General features: G+C 36.7%; 16 protein-coding genes and 1 pseudogene. 11 read left to right on the top strand and 6 right to left on the bottom strand.

Going from position 1 to position 18,217, the window contains the following annotated elements; genetic code table 11:
• Window positions 1-9: 9 nt before the first annotated feature.
• Together CD147_RS00695 and CD147_RS00700 are read left to right on the top strand one after the other, a co-directional pair.
• Complete coding sequence (locus CD147_RS00695) at window positions 10-2,271, top strand: ATP-binding cassette domain-containing protein (protein WP_103165540.1); 2,262 nt, start codon at window positions 10-12, stop codon at window positions 2,269-2,271.
• A gap of 418 nt (window positions 2,272-2,689) precedes the next feature.
• The gene (locus CD147_RS00700) at window positions 2,690-3,613 is read left to right on the top strand and encodes an ABC transporter substrate-binding protein (RefSeq protein ID WP_103165541.1); all 924 of its coding nucleotides are present in this window, start codon (window positions 2,690-2,692) and stop codon (window positions 3,611-3,613) included.
• A gap of 175 nt (window positions 3,614-3,788) precedes the next feature.
• On the opposite strand, the gene rbsK is transcribed toward CD147_RS00700, so the two are convergent.
• Together rbsK and yut are read right to left on the bottom strand one after the other, a co-directional pair.
• Window positions 3,789-4,670 (bottom strand): ribokinase, encoded by an 882-nt coding sequence (gene rbsK / locus CD147_RS00705; RefSeq protein ID WP_103165542.1) that lies wholly within the window; start codon window positions 4,668-4,670, stop codon window positions 3,789-3,791.
• A gap of 144 nt (window positions 4,671-4,814) precedes the next feature.
• Window positions 4,815-5,717 (bottom strand): urea transporter, encoded by a 903-nt coding sequence (gene yut / locus CD147_RS00710; RefSeq protein ID WP_103165543.1) that lies wholly within the window; start codon window positions 5,715-5,717, stop codon window positions 4,815-4,817.
• A 214-nt stretch (window positions 5,718-5,931) separates the two neighbouring features.
• Here yut and CD147_RS00715 point away from each other — a divergent pair, with 214 nt between their 5' ends.
• Genes CD147_RS00715 through CD147_RS00745 form a run of 7 tightly spaced genes read left to right on the top strand, consistent with a single transcriptional unit; the run spans window position 5,932 to window position 10,998 of the window.
• Window positions 5,932-6,234, top strand: coding sequence for an urease subunit gamma (locus CD147_RS00715; protein WP_103165544.1), 303 nt, complete (start codon window positions 5,932-5,934; stop codon window positions 6,232-6,234).
• Window positions 6,235-6,247: 13 nt separating this feature from the next.
• Window positions 6,248-6,658 carry an urease subunit beta gene (locus CD147_RS00720; protein WP_103165545.1) on the top strand — a complete coding sequence of 137 codons (411 nt, stop codon included), beginning with the start codon at window positions 6,248-6,250 and terminating at the stop codon, window positions 6,656-6,658.
• On the top strand, window positions 6,655-8,370 hold the full coding sequence (gene ureC / locus CD147_RS00725; protein WP_103165546.1) for an urease subunit alpha: 1,716 nt from the start codon (window positions 6,655-6,657) through the stop codon (window positions 8,368-8,370). Before CD147_RS00720 ends, ureC begins: the two co-directional genes overlap by 4 nt.
• 11 nt (window positions 8,371-8,381) lie before the next feature.
• Window positions 8,382-8,834, top strand: a complete 453-nt coding sequence (ureE, locus tag CD147_RS00730; protein ID WP_103165547.1) for an urease accessory protein UreE — start codon at window positions 8,382-8,384, stop codon at window positions 8,832-8,834.
• Window positions 8,827-9,516: an urease accessory protein UreF gene (locus tag CD147_RS00735; RefSeq protein WP_103165548.1), complete on the top strand. Its 690-nt coding sequence runs from the start codon at window positions 8,827-8,829 to the stop codon at window positions 9,514-9,516. The genes ureE and CD147_RS00735 overlap by 8 nt, the downstream gene beginning before the upstream one ends.
• A 10-nt stretch (window positions 9,517-9,526) precedes the next feature.
• On the top strand, window positions 9,527-10,141 hold the full coding sequence (gene ureG / locus CD147_RS00740) for an urease accessory protein UreG (protein ID WP_103165549.1): 615 nt from the start codon (window positions 9,527-9,529) through the stop codon (window positions 10,139-10,141).
• Entirely contained in the window at window positions 10,141-10,998 is an 858-nt protein-coding gene (locus tag CD147_RS00745; protein WP_103165550.1) for an urease accessory protein UreD, read from the top strand. The genes ureG and CD147_RS00745 overlap by 1 nt, the downstream gene beginning before the upstream one ends.
• A gap of 60 nt (window positions 10,999-11,058) precedes the next feature.
• On the opposite strand, the gene CD147_RS00750 is transcribed toward CD147_RS00745, so the two are convergent.
• The 3 genes from CD147_RS00750 to CD147_RS00755 all read right to left on the bottom strand — a co-directional run bounded on the left by CD147_RS00750 (window position 11,059) and on the right by CD147_RS00755 (window position 14,093).
• Window positions 11,059-12,705, bottom strand: coding sequence for a phospho-sugar mutase (locus CD147_RS00750; protein WP_103165551.1), 1,647 nt, complete (start codon window positions 12,703-12,705; stop codon window positions 11,059-11,061).
• Between the two features lie 258 nt (window positions 12,706-12,963).
• Complete coding sequence (locus tag CD147_RS11965) at window positions 12,964-13,056, bottom strand: type I toxin-antitoxin system Fst family toxin (protein ID WP_107505585.1); 93 nt, start codon at window positions 13,054-13,056, stop codon at window positions 12,964-12,966.
• Window positions 13,057-13,115: 59 nt separating this feature from the next.
• Window positions 13,116-14,093 carry an SMP-30/gluconolactonase/LRE family protein gene (locus tag CD147_RS00755; protein WP_103165552.1) on the bottom strand — a complete coding sequence of 326 codons (978 nt, stop codon included), beginning with the start codon at window positions 14,091-14,093 and terminating at the stop codon, window positions 13,116-13,118.
• 280 nt (window positions 14,094-14,373) lie between these two features.
• Here CD147_RS00755 and trhO point away from each other — a divergent pair, with 280 nt between their 5' ends.
• Together trhO and CD147_RS00765 are read left to right on the top strand one after the other, a co-directional pair.
• Entirely contained in the window at window positions 14,374-15,336 is a 963-nt protein-coding gene (trhO, locus tag CD147_RS00760; protein WP_103165553.1) for an oxygen-dependent tRNA uridine(34) hydroxylase TrhO, read from the top strand.
• A gap of 139 nt (window positions 15,337-15,475) precedes the next feature.
• The gene (locus CD147_RS00765) at window positions 15,476-16,459 is read left to right on the top strand and encodes a choloylglycine hydrolase family protein (RefSeq protein WP_103165554.1); all 984 of its coding nucleotides are present in this window, start codon (window positions 15,476-15,478) and stop codon (window positions 16,457-16,459) included.
• Window positions 16,460-16,681: 222 nt separating this feature from the next.
• Here CD147_RS00765 and CD147_RS00770 read toward each other — a convergent pair.
• Window positions 16,682-18,055 (bottom strand): annotated as a pseudogene (locus CD147_RS00770) (MFS transporter).
• Window positions 18,056-18,217: the final 162 nt, after the last annotated feature.

Genomic DNA, 18,217 nt, shown 5'->3' on the forward strand with positions numbered 1-18,217 from the left:
GTGAAAGGCATGTCTAACATAGAGATTATCGGCGCAAAACAAAATAATTTAAAAAACATAAATGTAACGATTCCAAAACATCAATTAACTGTTTTTACAGGGCGGTCAGGCTCGGGGAAGTCTTCTTTAGTATTTAACACCGTTGCTGCAGAATCAGAACGTTTGTTAAATGAAACCTATTCAAGTTACGTCCAACATCAACTTACACAATATGAGAAACCAGATGTAGACCAAATCAAACACTTACCCGTCGCCATGGTAATTAACCAAAAACGTCTAGGTGGTAATTCACGTTCGACGGTAGGTACAATTTCTGATATTTATGCATCAGTACGATTACTATGGTCTCGAATTGGTGAGCCATTTGTTGGTTATTCCGATATATTTTCATTTAATAATCCTAAAGGCATGTGTGAAACATGTTCTGGTTTAGGCTATGTAGAAGATATTGATTTAAATGAGTTACTCGATTATGACAAGTCATTAAATGAAGATGCGATTAAGTTCCCTTCTTTTAGACCTGACAGTTGGCGTGGTAAACGTTACCTATACTCAGGGCTTTTTGACAATGATAAAAAGTTAAAAGATTATACCAAAGAAGAGATGGATACATTACTTTACACTGAACCTACTAAATTGAAGAATCCACCTTCTAATTGGCCAAGAACTGCGAAATTTGAGGGCTTAATTCATCGCTTCCGTCGCTCGTTTTTACTTAATGATAATTTTGAAAAGAAACGTTTTAAAGAGGATATCGATCGTGTAGTTTCTAAGCATGATTGTCCTAGTTGTCATGGCCAACGTTTAAATGACAAAGTATTAAGTTGTAAAATCAATGGCTTAAATATTGCAGAATTTACGAATTTACAAATTGATGATGCGTTAGCATTTTTAGAGAAAATAGAATCTAATAAGGCACGAGTAATTATAGAACCGCTTCAACAACAGCTGAAATCGCTCAGTTATATTGGGTTAAACTATTTAACGCTCGCAAGGGAAACTACTTCATTATCTGGTGGTGAGTCGCAACGCATTAAGTTAATTCGCCACTTAAATAGTCCTTTAAGTGATTTAGTCTATATTATCGATGAACCAAGCGTCGGCTTACATCCGGAAGATATTCAACGTATTAACAATATTATTCAGTCCTTAAAAGACAAAGGTAATACCGTATTAGTAGTTGAACACGACCCTGACGTCATAGACACGGCAGATTACATTATTGACTTAGGACCCTTAGCTGGAAAACACGGTGGTAGCATCACGTTTACTGGTACTTACGATGAGCTACTTAGTTCTGATACAAGTACAGGTCATGCTTTAAAACGTCAACATCAACTTAAATCACCACCACGTGAAGCTACAGAAATGATTAAACTACAAAATATTAGCCGTAATAACCTTAAAAATGTGTCAACTGAGCTACCAAAACATGCGATGACGGTGGTTACTGGCGTAGCTGGCTCTGGTAAAAGTTCATTAATAAAAGCTGGATTTGAACGTGATAATGACGCTATATTTATTGATCAGAAACCAGTACACGCTTCTAACCGTTCTAACTTATTAACATATTTAGATATTTTTGATGATGTGCGTAGTTTCTTTAGTAAACACACCGGTCTTAAAAAAAGTATGTTTAGTTATAACTCTGAAGGCGCTTGTCCAGAATGTCATGGTAAAGGTGTATTGAAGACGGAGCTTGCGTTCATGCCAGACTTTTCACAAGTGTGCGAAATGTGTGGAGGAACAAGATATCGTCCTGAAGTACTTGAAGCTACAGTAGATGGATATTCAATAGCTGATATTCTTGCGTTAACAGTAGATGAAGCGATAGAAAAATTTGAAGATAGTCCAACTATCACACGTCCACTTCAAGCATTGGCTGATACAGGTCTTAACTATATGACATTAGGACAGTCTCTCGACACCCTCTCTGGCGGGGAGATTCAACGTGTCAAATTAAGCCGTTACTTAACACAAGATGTGAGCGATAAAACATTTATCTTTGATGAACCAACGACTGGTTTACATGAAGATGATCTACCAATTCTTATCGATTGTTTTAATCATCTTATCGACGAAGGTAACACTGTTATCTTAATTGAACATAATTTAACGATGATGACACAAGCCGATTGGTTTATTGACGTTGGTCCATTTGCCGGAGATAAAGGTGGCCAATTATTATATTCAGGCTACCCTAAAGGCATCTTTGACATTGATAATTCAGTTACCGCCAAACATTTAAAACGCTATATTACAAAAGGTTAAACATACAAATACCCTCATATGATGATTTATCATGGTGAGGGTATTTTTACAAGTATATTAAGTTATCTAGAATGACTCCTGGCGCAAAAGAACGAAGAACGAGACCGTGGCTCTTCGAGTTCGCGCAAGAAAGCGTCACAACACAAGTGAAATCTACTACTTCCATTCCACACGCTACTACTTATTTCTCCTATTCTTTCTTATCTTAATAATAAGATTAATAATAATCCCTAGAAGAATAAGTGATTTTAGAATTAATTCAAGCACATCTGACATATTAACCGTCCCAATAAGTAAAAAAGCCAAAATAAGTACAATTGCTAATTTATCATGTATATCTAAGTTCATAAAATTCACCTTTTTTTAAATATAAATTTCCTATATACTTGCATTATACATATAAAAGGAGATGGAAAAGTTGAAAAGATTACTTGTAGCTTTACTAGTCTTTGTAATTGCATTAGCTGCATGTGGCAATAACAGCGATGATAGCTCTTCAAAAGATTCAAAAAAAGATACTAAATCATATACTACTGATTCAGGAGATAAAGTTAAAATCCCTAAAAATCCTAAACGTATCGTAGTATTAGGCACAACTTACGCAGGTGGATTAAAAGAACTTGATGCAAACATCCAAGCCGTTGCTAAAAACGTGGATGATAGCTCAGTATTAAAAGATAAATTTAAAGACGTTAAGAAAATTGACCCTGAAAATGTAGAAGCTGTAACTAAAGAAAAACCAGACTTAATCATTACGTATAACACAGACAAAAACCTTAAAAAATTGAAAAAAATTGCACCAACTGTTGCGTTTGATTACATGAAACATGACTACAAAGAGCAACATTTAGAATTAGGTAAAATCATTGGCAAGAAAGATAAAGCCCAAGATTGGGTTGATCAATGGGAAGATAAAACAAAAGACGATGGTAAAGAAATCAAAGATGCCATTGGTAAAGATGCCACAGTATCTATCATCAAAGACTTCGACAAAAAAATCTATGTCTTAGGTAAAACATATGGTCACGGTAGTGAAGTTCTTTATGATTCATTTGGACTAACAATGCCAAGTAAAGTCGAAAAAGCTACTAAGAAAGAAGATTTAGCTGATATTTCTGAAGAACAAATTCCAGAAATGACTGGCGATTATGTTGTAACTCCAGTAGCTAAAGGCGCTGACTTATCATTTGGAAATAAAGACGTTTGGAAAAACACAGACGCTGTTAAAAACGGTCATACATTCAAAGTTGATGAAGGTATCTATTGGTTAAACGATCCTTATTCTCTTGACTATGAACGTAAAGATTTAAAGAAAAAATTATTAGATGTAGCAGATAAATAATTCTCGCTCATCACACACTCAAAATCTGGGATATAAATCCTTAGATATAGGCGTAGAGATGATTCAATTATGAATCATCTCTACGTCTTTTCTTTTCAATTTATATAAAAATTTCGTATTGTTTGGCTCTCATTTCCTAGGTGGATGGGTCGAACACTTTTTCAAACAAGACGTTCTAAACTTCTATATCATCTTGTAAATCTTCTAATGTAGGCATGCCACCTTGTGCGCCCATGCCTGTGACTGAATGGCTCGCTGCTAAATTAGCAAACGTGAGCGCTTTTGGTAATTCATAATCTCGTTGTAAACCGACTGCGAGTGCACCATTAAATGTATCTCCTGCCCCAGTAGTATCTTTCACTTCACGTTTAAAGCCTTTAATTTCAACTTGTTGTACACCGTCGTGATATACTGCACCAAGCTCTCCCAACGTCACAATTAATTTATCGGGGTAACGTTCTAATGCTTGATCTACTTCGCCTTTAAACATCTTCTCACTCTCAGTTTCATTAGGTGTTAAATAAGTTGCCTTTTCAATCACTTCATCTGACACTTCTCTATAAGGTGCCGGATTTAAGATAGAAATTAGCTCATGGTCATAACAATACTTCACAACCGCTTCCACTGTTTCGGCCGGAATTTCTTGTTGTAATAATACGATATCACCCACATTAGTAGATTCTAATACATGTTCTACATATTCTGGAGTTACTTCATTGTTGGCTGAAGGCACCACGATAATACTGTTATCATTATCATTTAAAGTAATATGCGCCGTTCCAGACTTCCCTTCAGTTGGTTTTACATATTCTGCGTTAACACCATTGTTTTTTAAATTTTGAAAAATATATTCGCCAAAATCATCATTTCCAATACGTCCTACCATATGTACATGATGGCCTAAACGAGCAGCTGCTACGGCTTGGTTGGCACCTTTACCACCTGGAGCATTAAAAAATGAGTTGCCAAGTACGGTTTCACCTTTTCCAGGGACTATATCAGTTGCTACTACTAAATCCATCGACATACTGCCAATAACATAAATGTGTTTCTCCATATGTCACACCTCTTTATAATTGTCTAATCTCTTATATTCATCATACCCAAGTTGAAGCTAGAGTGACAATAAAATAAAAAGTGCGAAACTGAAATCTAGTTTATATACAAAGATTTCGCCGTTTCGCACATATTGTTATAAATATTAAGCTTTATCTGAACCATTTGTTCTACCAGCAAACATGACTAACCATGTTGCGAAGATAAACGGTGCAGTGAATACGGGTAACCCTACAGGTGCTAATACAGTTGCCACGGCACCATGCATAACTACTGTTAATAATAAGCCGGTAATCACTGCAATATATGTATTGAGTTTCGTCTTAAATGTTGCCCCTAATGCGATACCAGTCAGAATAGAGTTATAACCGTACAAACCATTTGTAACAGATGGATAGTCTCCTCCTAATGACACAATAAATATCACAGCTAAAATACTTGAAATAACAGCAAAGATACCACCTTTTATGGAGCCGATAAAAATACCGAGGATAATTAATAAACTTCCGATAACTGAAGTTACAAGGAAAATTTCACTAAAATTTGTCGTAATACCACTTAACCAACTGATATGATTGTGACTAATGTCAGGCGGTTGAACCTTTTGTGGTAAGATATGAATCGTTACTGGTAATTTTGAAAATTGGGTAGTCATTGCTAAAACGAGCCACGTCATTAACACAAATGGAAAGGTTAACATGGGTACGCCAAAAGGTTTTAAGAATTCTCGCACAGCAGATCCTACAGGTAACGTTAAAATAACACCAATAATTAAAACAATCCATGATAATGTCGAGGATTGTAAGAACAATGCAAGGCCAATAGCTGTTAACACAGAGTTATAACCTGCTAGACCATCACGAATTTCTTCACTACTATAATTAAAATATGGTGCAAGCAATAATGCTAATAAGCTTCCCAACATTGCCGCTAAACCAATCTTCCAGTCTGCAATAAATAACCCAATTAAAATAAATAGCCCTGTCCACTTATTATTTATCAATACTACTTGTGCTACATTTTTTAAAAATATGTCTATATACTTCACAAACTCACCTTACTCCTTAATATTTATTCCTCATTATTTCAAGTTTAGCATTGCAATACGTTTTGTAAAATAATTTTACATAATTAAATAATGTATAAATTCATTTTAATTTTACATTGAAATTATTTGAAAGACTATATTACTTGTGGAAAATTTTCAACAGTTCTAACATTAAAAGCGGACAGTCATTTTAATAAGGAAAGAAGGAATAATTTTGCATTTTACTCAGCGCGAACAAGATAAGTTAATGATAGTTGTAGCTGCAGAAGTTGCACGACGTCGTAAAGCACGTGGATTGAAACTAAATCATCCTGAAGCGCTCGCTTTAATCAGTGATGAATTATTAGAAGGCGCACGTGATGGTAAAACTGTTGCAGAACTAATGAGCTATGGAAAGACTATTCTAAATGAAGACGATGTTATGGATGGTGTTGCAAGTATGATTACTGAAATTGAAATCGAAGCAACATTCCCTGATGGTACAAAACTCATCACTGTCCATCATCCAATCGTGTAAGGAGGATTAAATGATGATTCCTGGAGAAATTAAAGTTAAAAAAACTGAAATCGAAATTAATCAAGGTCGTCCAGAAACTGTAATTACTGTTAAAAATACTGGTGATCGCCCTATTCAAGTCGGATCTCACTTCCACTTCTTTGAATCAAATAAAGCGTTACACTTTGAACGTGAAAAAGCATACGGTAAACATTTAGATATCCCAGCAGGTGCTGCAGTTAGATTTGAGCCTGGCGATGAGAAGAAAGTCCAACTTGTAGAATATGCTGGCAATCGCAAAATTTATGGTTTCAGAGGCATGGTTAATAACACTATTGACGAAGATAGAGTGTATCGTCCAACCAATGAAAAAGATGAATATGCTGGAGTATTCAATGACGAAGGTGAAGAAAATTTCAATAAAAAAGGAGAGGACGACGCATGAGTTTTAAAATGACGCAATCACAATATACGAGTCTATACGGCCCGACTAAAGGCGATTCTGTAAGACTGGGTGATACTAACTTGTTTGCGCAAGTTGAGAAAGACTATGCTAATTATGGTGATGAAGCTACATTTGGTGGCGGAAAATCAATCCGTGACGGTATGGCACAAAATCCTAATGTTACGCGCGATGACCGTAAAGTCGCAGATTTAGTTCTTACCAACGCGCTTATTATTGATTACGATAAAATCGTTAAAGCTGATATCGGTATTAAAAATGGTTATATATTCGGCATTGGTAAAGCAGGTAACCCCGATATTATGGATAACGTAGATATTATTATTGGGGCAACAACAGATATTATTGCTGCTGAAGGTAAAATCGTTACTGCTGGTGGTATTGATACACATGTTCACTTTATTAATCCTGAACAAGCAGAAGTAGCACTTGAAAGTGGTATTACTACACATATCGGTGGCGGTACTGGTGCCTCTGAAAGCGCAAAGGCTACAACAGTAACACCTGGACCATGGCATATCCATCGTATGCTAGAAGCAGCCGAAGCTTTACCTGTTAACGTTGGTTTCACTGGTAAAGGACAAGCTGTTAACCATACTGCTTTAATCGAACAAATTCACGCGGGCGTAATCGGCTTAAAAGTTCACGAAGACTGGGGAGCTACACCTTCTGCATTAAGTCATGCTCTAGACGTAGCAGATGAATTTGATGTTCAAATCGCCCTACACGCTGATACATTAAATGAAGCTGGCTTTATGGAAGATACAATGGCCGCAGTTAAAGACCGCGTCTTACACATGTACCACACTGAAGGTGCCGGTGGTGGACATGCTCCTGACTTAATTAAATCAGCATCTTATCCAAATATCCTTCCATCTTCTACTAACCCAACATTACCTTACACACATAACACAGTAGATGAACATTTAGATATGGTTATGATTACCCATCACTTAAACGCATCTATTCCTGAAGATATTGCTTTCGCAGATTCACGTATTAGAAAAGAAACAATCGCTGCCGAAGACGTTTTACAAGATATGGGTGTCTTCAGTATGGTAAGTTCTGACTCACAAGCGATGGGACGTGTAGGTGAAGTCATCACACGTACTTGGCAAGTTGCCCACCGTATGAAAGAACAACGTGGCGCATTAGAAGGCGATAGTGAATACAACGATAATAATCGTATTAAACGTTATATCGCAAAATATACAATTAATCCTGCGATTACACATGGTATCTCAGACTACGTAGGTTCAATTGAAGGTGGCAAATTAGCCGATTTAGTTATTTGGGATCCAATCTTCTTTGGCGTTAAACCTGAAATGATCGTTAAAGGCGGTTTAATCAACTCAGCTGTTAACGGTGATGCTAATGGTTCAATCCCAACATCTGAACCTCAAAAATATCGTAAAATGTATGGTCAATATGGCACTAATAAACAACATACTGCGATTACATTTGTGTCTAAAACAGCTTATGAAAATGGTATTTACAATCAACTTAACTTACAACGTATGGTCCGTCCTGTTCAAAACATCCGTAACTTATCTAAAAAAGATATGAAGAACAATGACGCTACACCTAAGTTAGATGTAGATCCACAAACATACGAAGTATTTGTAGATGGTAAAAAAGTAACAAGCGAAGCTGCTACTGAATTACCATTAACACAAAGATACTTCTTATTCTAGGAGGTCTTTCAATGATTATAGAAGAAGTTCAAGGCAACATCGCCAACCTATCTGCCGAAGAGAAAAATAAACATGTCGAAAAAGTTTACTTAGAGAATTCAGATTTAGTTAAACGTATTCAACGTGTCACAACAGATCACGGCAATGAAATCGGCATCCGTTTAAAACAACCTATCGACTTACAATATGGAGATATTTTATATCAAGATGACACTAATATGATTGTAGTTGATGTAAACTCTGAAGATTTACTCGTTATTAAACCACGTACATTACAAGAAATGGGAGACATTGCCCATCAATTAGGTAATCGTCACTTACCAGCGCAATTTACAGAAACTGAAATGTTAGTCCAATATGACTATTTAGTAGAGGACCTACTTAAAACATTAAGTATTCCTTATAGTCATGAAGATCGCAAAGTCAATAAAGCCTTTAGACATATCGGCCATTCACATGATTAATCATTCAAATTTAAGACTATTTCAGTTCTGTGATTCACAATTCCCAACCGGCGCATTTAGTCATTCGTTCGGTCTTGAAACGTATATTCAACATGATGCCGTTCATGATGCCTCATCATTTAAGGAATGGCTTCAACTTTTCCTAAATGAACAATTAACGTACTCTGATGGTCTAGTCATGCGTTTAGTATATGAAGCTTTAGATAACGAGGATGAAGACAAGATATTGCACCTTGATCGCTTAATCTTCGTACAGAATTTACCACGCGAAACACGTGTAGGTACGAAACAAATGGGTACTCGCATGGCGAAACTTGCAATGGAACTTTATGATAGCGAATGGATTACTTGGTATCATACGCAAATGACTAACAAGCGTGCTAAGTTACATCCAGCCATTTGTTTTACCATGTTAGGACATTATTTAGGCGTTGATATAGAAACGATTATTGATTATTATCTCTATCAGAATGTTTCAAGCTTAACGCAAAACGCGGTACGTGCAATTCCACTTGGCCAAACCACTGGTCAACAAGTCGTGACGGAAATGATTCCGTACATTGAACGTACACGTCAACACATTTTCACATTAAAAGAGGAAGACTTTGGTATGACGGCTCCAGGATTAGAGCTTAACCAGATGGAACATGAGAATGTTAATGTGAGAATCTTTATTTCATAGGAGGTATATTATGGCAAATCCAATCAAAATTGGTGTAGGCGGTCCTGTTGGTGCAGGTAAAACACAATTAGTTGAAAAATTAGTGCGCCGTCTGTCTAAAGATTTAAGTATCGGAGTTATTACAAACGATATTTATACGAAAGAAGACCAAAAAATCTTAGTTAATACAGGCGTATTAGATGAGGATAGAATTATCGGTGTGGAAACTGGTGGTTGCCCTCATACAGCCATCCGTGAAGACGCATCAATGAACTTCGCGGCGATTGATGAGTTATTAGAACGCAATGACGATATCGAACTTATCTTTATCGAATCAGGTGGCGATAACTTAGCTGCAACATTCAGTCCAGAACTCGTTGATTTCTCAATTTATATTATCGACGTAGCACAAGGTGAAAAGATTCCACGTAAAGGTGGACAAGGTATGATTAAATCTGATTACTTTGTAATTAATAAAACAGACTTAGCAGAATTTGTTGGTGCCTCATTAGACCAAATGGCTGAAGATACGAAGACATTCCGTGGCGACCGTCCATTCACATTCACTAACCTTAAAACTGATGATGGTTTAGATAACGTTATCGAATGGATAGAACGTGATGTATTACTTAAAGGATTGTCTTAATGGCTAAAGAAACAACTCAAGGCGCTACACAACCTTGGACAGGCCAGCTCAATCTCACTGTTTTCAATAATGGTAAGCGTTCAGTTGCGCGTGATATCTTCTTTGAAAAGGCCCTGAAAGTTATCCGTCCAGTTTATTTAAATAATTCGACGATTCCAACGTTCTATATCGTAAATGTGGGTGGCGGTTATTTAGACGGCGACCGTTATAATATGAATATTAATGTAGAAGAAGCAGCTTCAGTCACCTTAACTTCACAAGGTGCTACAAAGATTTACAAGACATTAAACGATCGTGTGGAGCAATACCAGACCTTTAATATTGCTAAAGATGGTTATATGGAATATGTAGGCGATCCTATTATCGCGTATGAAAATGCAAAATTCTTCCAACACAACGTATTTAATTTAGACGCTAGCGCATCCATGTTTTATACAGATATCCTAACACCTGGATATTCGATGAAAGATGAGAATTTCACATATAACTATATGCATTTAATCAATGAGATATACGTAGACGGGGAATTAGTGACATATGATAACTTACGTATGCATCCAAGCGAAACGGAGATAACGTCAATCGGTTATATGGAGAACTATACACACTTAGGTTCTGCTTACTGTATCCATCCTGACGTGACGCAAAAGTTAATCGATACAGTCTATGACAAAATTAAGGATTATACGAAGACTTATGATTGTCGTATCGGTATTACTCAGCTACCGACACATGGTTTTACGGTACGTGTGTTATCAAATATGACCCAGGAAATTGAAGAGATTCTTCATACTGTACAAGCATTTATTGCTCAACAGCTATATGACCGTCAACTAGATTTCTTGCGTAAATATTAATTGATATAGAAAAGCACTTTATAAGTTTGGGCAATTGCGCCTACTTATAAAGTGCTTTTTTTATTCTTCTTCATTAAATATATAATCGTAAATATCTTGTGTAACTTGTTCAAAGTTATCTACGCATAAGGAAATATAGAATTTAATTTTAGGTTCTGTCCCTGATGGTCTTAGTGCAATAAATCCTTCATTAAAGATAATTCGGATGACATCGGCTTGTGGTAATGTGATTGCCTCAACTGATTGGGTTTGTTTGTTTAACGTTTGTTGTATCTGATAGTCTTCTACTGCCACGACCTCAAGTCCTGCAATAGTATCCGGCACGTTTTGACGTACTTTCGTCATAATATCAGCAATATGTTGCTGACCAGCTTGACCTTCAAATACTTTGGAAGTCGGTTTATCCCGATACTCTCCTACCTCGTCATAGATTTCATTTAATGCATCGAGAAGTGTTTTGCCATCATTTTTCAAAATAGAGGCATATTTAATAATGAGTGGTACGATTTGGACGGCATCTTTATCGCGCACGAAATCATCTGCCAAGTAACCATAACTTTCTTCGTAGGCAAAGAGTAATGATTCTTTTGTATCAAACTCACGAATAGCTTTCGCAATATGTTTAAAGCCAATTAAGACTTCCCGCACACTTACACCATGTTTTCGTGCCAAGCGTTTACCTAATTCACCACTTACAATAGATTGTAAAACGACGGCATCATTGGAGACGTCAGTGTATTCAAGAAGATATTTGATAAGTAGTGCACCAATTTCACTACCACCAAAGTAATACGTGTTTCCCTCACTATCTCTTTCTATAAAGCCCATGCGATCCACGTCCGGATCCGTCGCAATAATGAGATCAGCTTTAGTCTCTGGTGCTTGTTGAATTGCTAAGTCAAAGGCGTCACGTTCTTCAGGATTCGCACTTTTCACTGAACTAAAGTTAGGGTCCACCTTACACTGTGCTTCAACTAACTTAAAGTTTTGAAAATGAAGATGCTGTAGCACATCAGGAATAATCGGCACTCCTGTGCCATGTAAACTGGTATATACTACCTTTAACTCTGATTGTGGAATAGCACCCACAAGGCGTTTTACATGAGATATGTAATCTTGATACACGTCATCAGCTACAATGTGACGGTTCTTTTGAATACGTCTTTCATCTAATTCAATAGTTAGGGCAAGTGGGTCACCCAATTGTTCAATATAGTCAGCTACTTCAAGCGAGGCCTGTTCATCTAATTGTGCCCCGTCTGATCCATAAACTTTAATGCCATTATAATCTTTAGGGTTGTGACTTGCCGTAATCATAATACCAGCAGAAGTTTTTAAGTATCTCACCGTATGTGACAGTTGTGGTGTCGTTTGATATGTATCTGCCAAGTAAACCTTAATATCTTTAGACGCTAAAATTCGAGTGATGATTTCGGCGAATTCTGATGAGAGATGACGGATATCATAATGAATGACAATTGAAGGATGCTCCTCTTTGTCTTGTAAATAATTGGCAATACCTAGTGCTAGGCGTTGGACTGTATAGCGATTTAAACGACCTGGACCTAAGCCAAACTGTCCACGTATCCCTGCTGTACCAAATGCTAATTCAGTTTCAAAACCTTGTGCCTGAAACTCAGGTGTTTGTACATCATAAAACGATGCCACAAGACTATCTTGTTTATGTTTCGTCCAACTGTCTTTCATTTTATACACCTTTCTTATCATTATTAATTTATACTTATTCATTTTTAGTATACTGGATATTAACGTAAGTTTCACAAGATATGTAAATATTGCATAGGAGAATTACAGATATATTGAAAAGTGAGATACTCCAATAAATATTGCAATAAGTAACTCATAGTGATATAATATCCTCATAAAGTAGCTCCAACACAACACCAAACCCCTTACTGCTGGGACAGTAAGGGGTTTATTAGGTGAGCTAGATACTGTCGCTAGTTACTTATTACGGTTCTCTAGCCAATACTTAAAAGCCGTAATAATACATCCTGATATGACAGGAGCAATGATGCTTACAAAAAGTAGCCCCATAGTACAAAATAACTCCAAAAGACATTTTTATACTATGGTGCTTATTTTCATGCTTTCACTTATTTGAACTGATAACTTTCATGGCCTTTCGCAAAGCCTTCTACTGTATAAATCATTGAACCACCTTCTGAGTCGTTCTCAATATCATTCGTACAAATAAGTAATTGGTTTGTACCAGGGATAAATTGAGGGTGTGTTGAACGTAACATTTTACCTTCATCTCTACCTGGCATTAAAATCTGACCAATTGGATAACCACGTTTATTAAATACTAATACACGGCCTTGTCCATACATAGCGACATATAGATTATCATCGCTATCGATACAACATGAGTCTGGACCTTCGTGACCGGTAAAGTAATACGGAATCGTCGCCCCAAATGGCGCAATCGTTACACCATCATCTTCTAATTGAATACGGTGAAGACGATTTGTTGTAGTTTCAGTCACCCATAACACCGTTTCATCCGTACTTAACGCTACACCATTCGCTACTGAAATGTTTTGAATGACAGGTGTTACTGTCTTAAAGTCAGGTGAAACATAATACACGCCACCTTTAGGTTGAGTAGAATAACCTCTAAAATCAGTAAAATAGAATCCGCCTTTACTATCAAAGACCATATCATCTATACAATAGTCTGTATTTAATTCTGAAATAATTTCCTCGAAGTGTTCACCGTGTTCATCAGTCGCAAAAATACCACCAGTTGACTCAAAGTCGCCTAAATAACATGTAAATAAACGGCCATCTTTATGTATTTTCACTGCAGCAGGATTTTGCTTAGTAGATTGAAAAGCCGTAGTTACCTCTTTAGATGGTAGGTCTACTTTCAAAATTTTGCCTCCAAATACTTCACATAAAAATAGGTTATGATATCTATCAAAGATTAATCCTTCTAATTGAAGTCCTTCATCCGAAACCTTTAACCAAGGTTCTGCCGTCACTGTTTGTAACTCACTTTCAGAGATAATTGGTACTGCACTATTAGATGTCCCAGTATAAGTTAATCTAGGTAATGAATGATTAGTCATTCTTAACACTCCTTCTCTTTTTGAAAAGTATTATCATAAGCTATTATATTTTAAAGCTGTACTTAATTCTTATCTTACTATATGTAATCGTTTTCAAGAAGAATAAAGCATATTTCTTTTGCTCTATGGCAATATTTGTAAATCAAAATATTGAAAGTTACTGTAATTTTGGTAAAATTATATAATGTTGAATTTTGTAAAAAAGTAATGATTTAATATTTATACACATTACACGGCTTGCCCTTATGATAAATTAAAATTTTTAGAGGAGAATCAGAAAATGGATTATAGAGTATTATTATATTATAAATATACTACAATTGATGACCCTGAAACATTCGCATCTGAGCACTTAGAATTCTGTAAAGCAAACAATTTAAAAGGTAGAATCTTAGTTTCTACTGAAGGCATCAATGGTACATTATCAGGTACTAAAGAAGATACAGATAAATACATTGAACATATGCATGCAGATGAGCGTTTCGCAGATATGACTTTCAAGATTGATGAAGCTGAAGGTCACGCTTTCAAAAAAATGCACGTTCGTCCAAGAAATGAAATCGTCGCTTTAGGTCTTGAAGATGATATCGATCCTCGCGAAACAACAGGTAAATATTATTCACCTAGCGAATTTAAAAAAGCTTTAGAAGACGATGATACAGTCATCGTCGATGCACGTAACGACTATGAGTTTGACCTTGGCCACTTCCGTGGTGCAATTCGTCCTGACATTACTCGTTTCAGAGATTTACCAGATTGGATTCGCGAAAATAAAGACCAATTAGAAGGTAAAAACATCGTAACATATTGTACAGGTGGTATCCGTTGCGAAAAATTCTCTGGCTGGTTAGTTAAAGAAGGTTTCGAAAATGTAGGTCAATTACACGGTGGTATCGCAACGTATGGTAAAGATCCAGAAACTAAAGGCGAATACTGGGACGGTAAAATGTACGTATTTGACGAACGTATTAGCGTTGACGTTAACCAAGTAGAGAAAACAGTTATCGGTAAAGAACATTTCGATGGCACGCCTTGCGAACGTTATATTAACTGTGCAAACCCTGAATGCAACAAACAAATCTTAGTATCTGAAGAAAATGAAGAAAAATATCTTGGCGCATGTTCATATGACTGCGCTAAACATGAGCGTAACCGTTATGTTGCTAAACATAATATTAGCGATGAAGAATGGAATCGTCGTCTAGAAAATTTCAAAGACGTGCCTGAACACGCACACGCATAATTATAGGAGAGGGACAGAAATTCTACTAATTTCTGCCCTCTCTTTTTATTTCTCGCAATCACTATGAATTGAAATATCTAAATGCAAATTTTATAATTGATAATAGTTATCAATTATAAAATAAACGGAGTTGATTAATATGTGTACGGGCTTTACTTTTCAAGCAAAAAATAGCGACATCATCTTAGGTCGTACAATGGATTATGACTACCCGCTTACCGGTCATCTCGCCGTGCAACCACGCAACTTCTATTGGGAATCCCGTGTCGATTATAAAGGGACGACTAAATACGGTTTCACAGGCGCCGGTTCTGATATGGAAGGGTTCATCTTTGGCGATGGCGTCAATGAACATGGGCTCGCTATTTCCAACCAGTATGACCGCGATTATGCTTCCTATGCGACAGAAATTCGCGAAGGTTATATCAATATTTCTCAAACCGAAGTGCTTACATGGGCGCTTGGCTACAATAAAACTATCGATGAACTTATCAATAACGCACCACAAGTCAACGTTGTTGGTCATACATTAAACGATATTAACGAAGCGCCACCGCTTCATTTCCACGTATCCGATAAAACGGGTCGTACGGCAGAAATTACATTTGTCGAAGGACGTATTGTCGTACATGACAATCCAGTCGGCGTACTTACCAATAACCCCGATTTAAACTGGCACTACGAGAATTTAAAAAATTACGTTAACGTTACACCGTATAAACCACAAAGTAAGACCTTTAATGGCATCGAACTTAAATCTTTAGGTAATGAAGGTGGCACATTCGGTCTGCCTGGAGGTTACACGTCTGGTGAACGCTTTGTTAGAGCGGCATACCTTATTAATAATATGTTGCCCGACGATGGCGATGATGCCGTACTAGATGCCTTCAGAATTCTTGATAGCGTCAGTATTCCTAAAGGTGCCGTGCGCCCTTCTGAAAATGAGTTCCATTACACGTTGTATCAAACAGTATTCAATCTTACTAACCGAACAGTTTATGTGAGTTATTATAATTCTAACCGTATCGCCCAGTTACAGCTAACAGAGGACTTATTGAATAGTGATGATTTAGTAATATTTGAGCCTATTCCACAAGGCATTGCCACAGAACAAGTAAAATAGATTTTAAGAATTCAACTATCACTACAAAACAAGAGGCTGAGCCATTAATATAAAAAAGTGGTTCAGCCTTTAGTTATGGCAGTAGTTGTCTGAAATGAAGATGCGCTCGAACATCGCTTTCTTCATTTTTAGTCAAACTTGCCGGGGCGGGACAACGAAATCTTTGAAATTACATTAGATTTCTGTCCCGCTCTCTCTTTCATTTATATAAATTTATCACATTTAAGCTTTTACGTTTTTTGGTATTAGAATAAAGGCAGAGGTAACACCAAGTATCATAATAACGGCTCCGATAAAGAATGAAATCATCGCCGCTATTTCTACCGGATAAATTTGTTGTCATACCGTAAAGATGGTCGTATTCAAGGCAATACCGAACGCGCCACCAAGTGTAGCCCCCATTTTGTATAAACCAGTCGCAAAGCTTACTTTCTCTTCTGGCATGTTAAATACCGCAATCGTTAAACCAGGTGTCGCTACTAAACCATTACCAATCGCACATATTACAAATGCAAATGTAACTAGGCCCACATACCAACTTGGCGTTAAGAACGTTAAACTGATTAACATAATACCAATTGCCGGGAATAGTGGACCAGCAATTAACATACTTTTCCCACCATAACGTTGAATGGCTTTTTCACCTAAACGTACCATAGCAATAGCCATGAAGACGTACGGCACAGTGACCAGACCTGTTTGTGCTTCACTCATGCCAAATTGTTTTTGCGCATAACCATTGAAGACGACAGTTGTACCTACACCTGTATTTACTACGAAGTTATTTAATGTTGAACCTAGAAATTCTCGATTTTTTACTATTGAAAAATCGATAAATGGTGTGGTTCTGCCTTTTTCAAAAAGATAAAAAATCGTTAATGCTATAAGACCGAGACCTGCTACTGTTAATGAGAAGTTACTTGTCCAACCGTACGTGAAACCTTGGGTCATGAGTAGCATAACGCAAGCGATGAAGATACCGAAGATGAGCATCCCAATATAATCGAACGGTTGATGATCACGTTCTGCGCGAGGTGTTTCTTTCTTACGGCTTAGGATAAGAATAGCAATCACGGATAAAATAATGGAGCATGCAAAGATGAATTGCCAACTCCAAAGACTAGAAATTATACCGCCCACATATGAAGAAAAACCGATTCCGCCTACTGTAGCTATCATCATAAAACTATAGGCTTTACGTAAATTCTGACCTTCGAATTTATCAGATACGAGACCGATAGTGGATGGTAATAAAATTGCTACTGAGAAGCCTTGGAAGATACGACCAATTACTAGGAATGGTGTAGCTGGTACAAGAATTAAACTTAGACAACCAATAATACTTAGTACTAGCCCAATAATGGTCATCTTGAGGTTACCTACTTTATCTGCAATATCTCCTGCACCAACCATGAAGATACCTGTAACAAATGAAACTAAGCTAATGGATAGATTCAATGTTGAATCAGTGGCGCCAAATGTTTTTTGGACACTTAAGCCTATATTGATAAATGATTGTGCGAACAACCAATATGTTAACACTGCAAAGCTTGTTGCAATGACTAAATTCCAGTCAAATTTATTCTGATGTGACATCACACCTACACTCCCTTATCAAGAAATATAATATTTATTATTGAGAATAATTCTCAATTAACTCAGATTATTATATCACGTGATAAAGAGAAGTACTATACAATTCTAGGGTTCGAGAAAGTTTTTTACACTTAAATATCAACAAATTAAAAAATAAACTAA

Source organism: Staphylococcus devriesei (assembly GCF_002902625.1).
Taxonomy (GTDB): Bacteria; Bacillota; Bacilli; order Staphylococcales; family Staphylococcaceae; genus Staphylococcus; species Staphylococcus devriesei.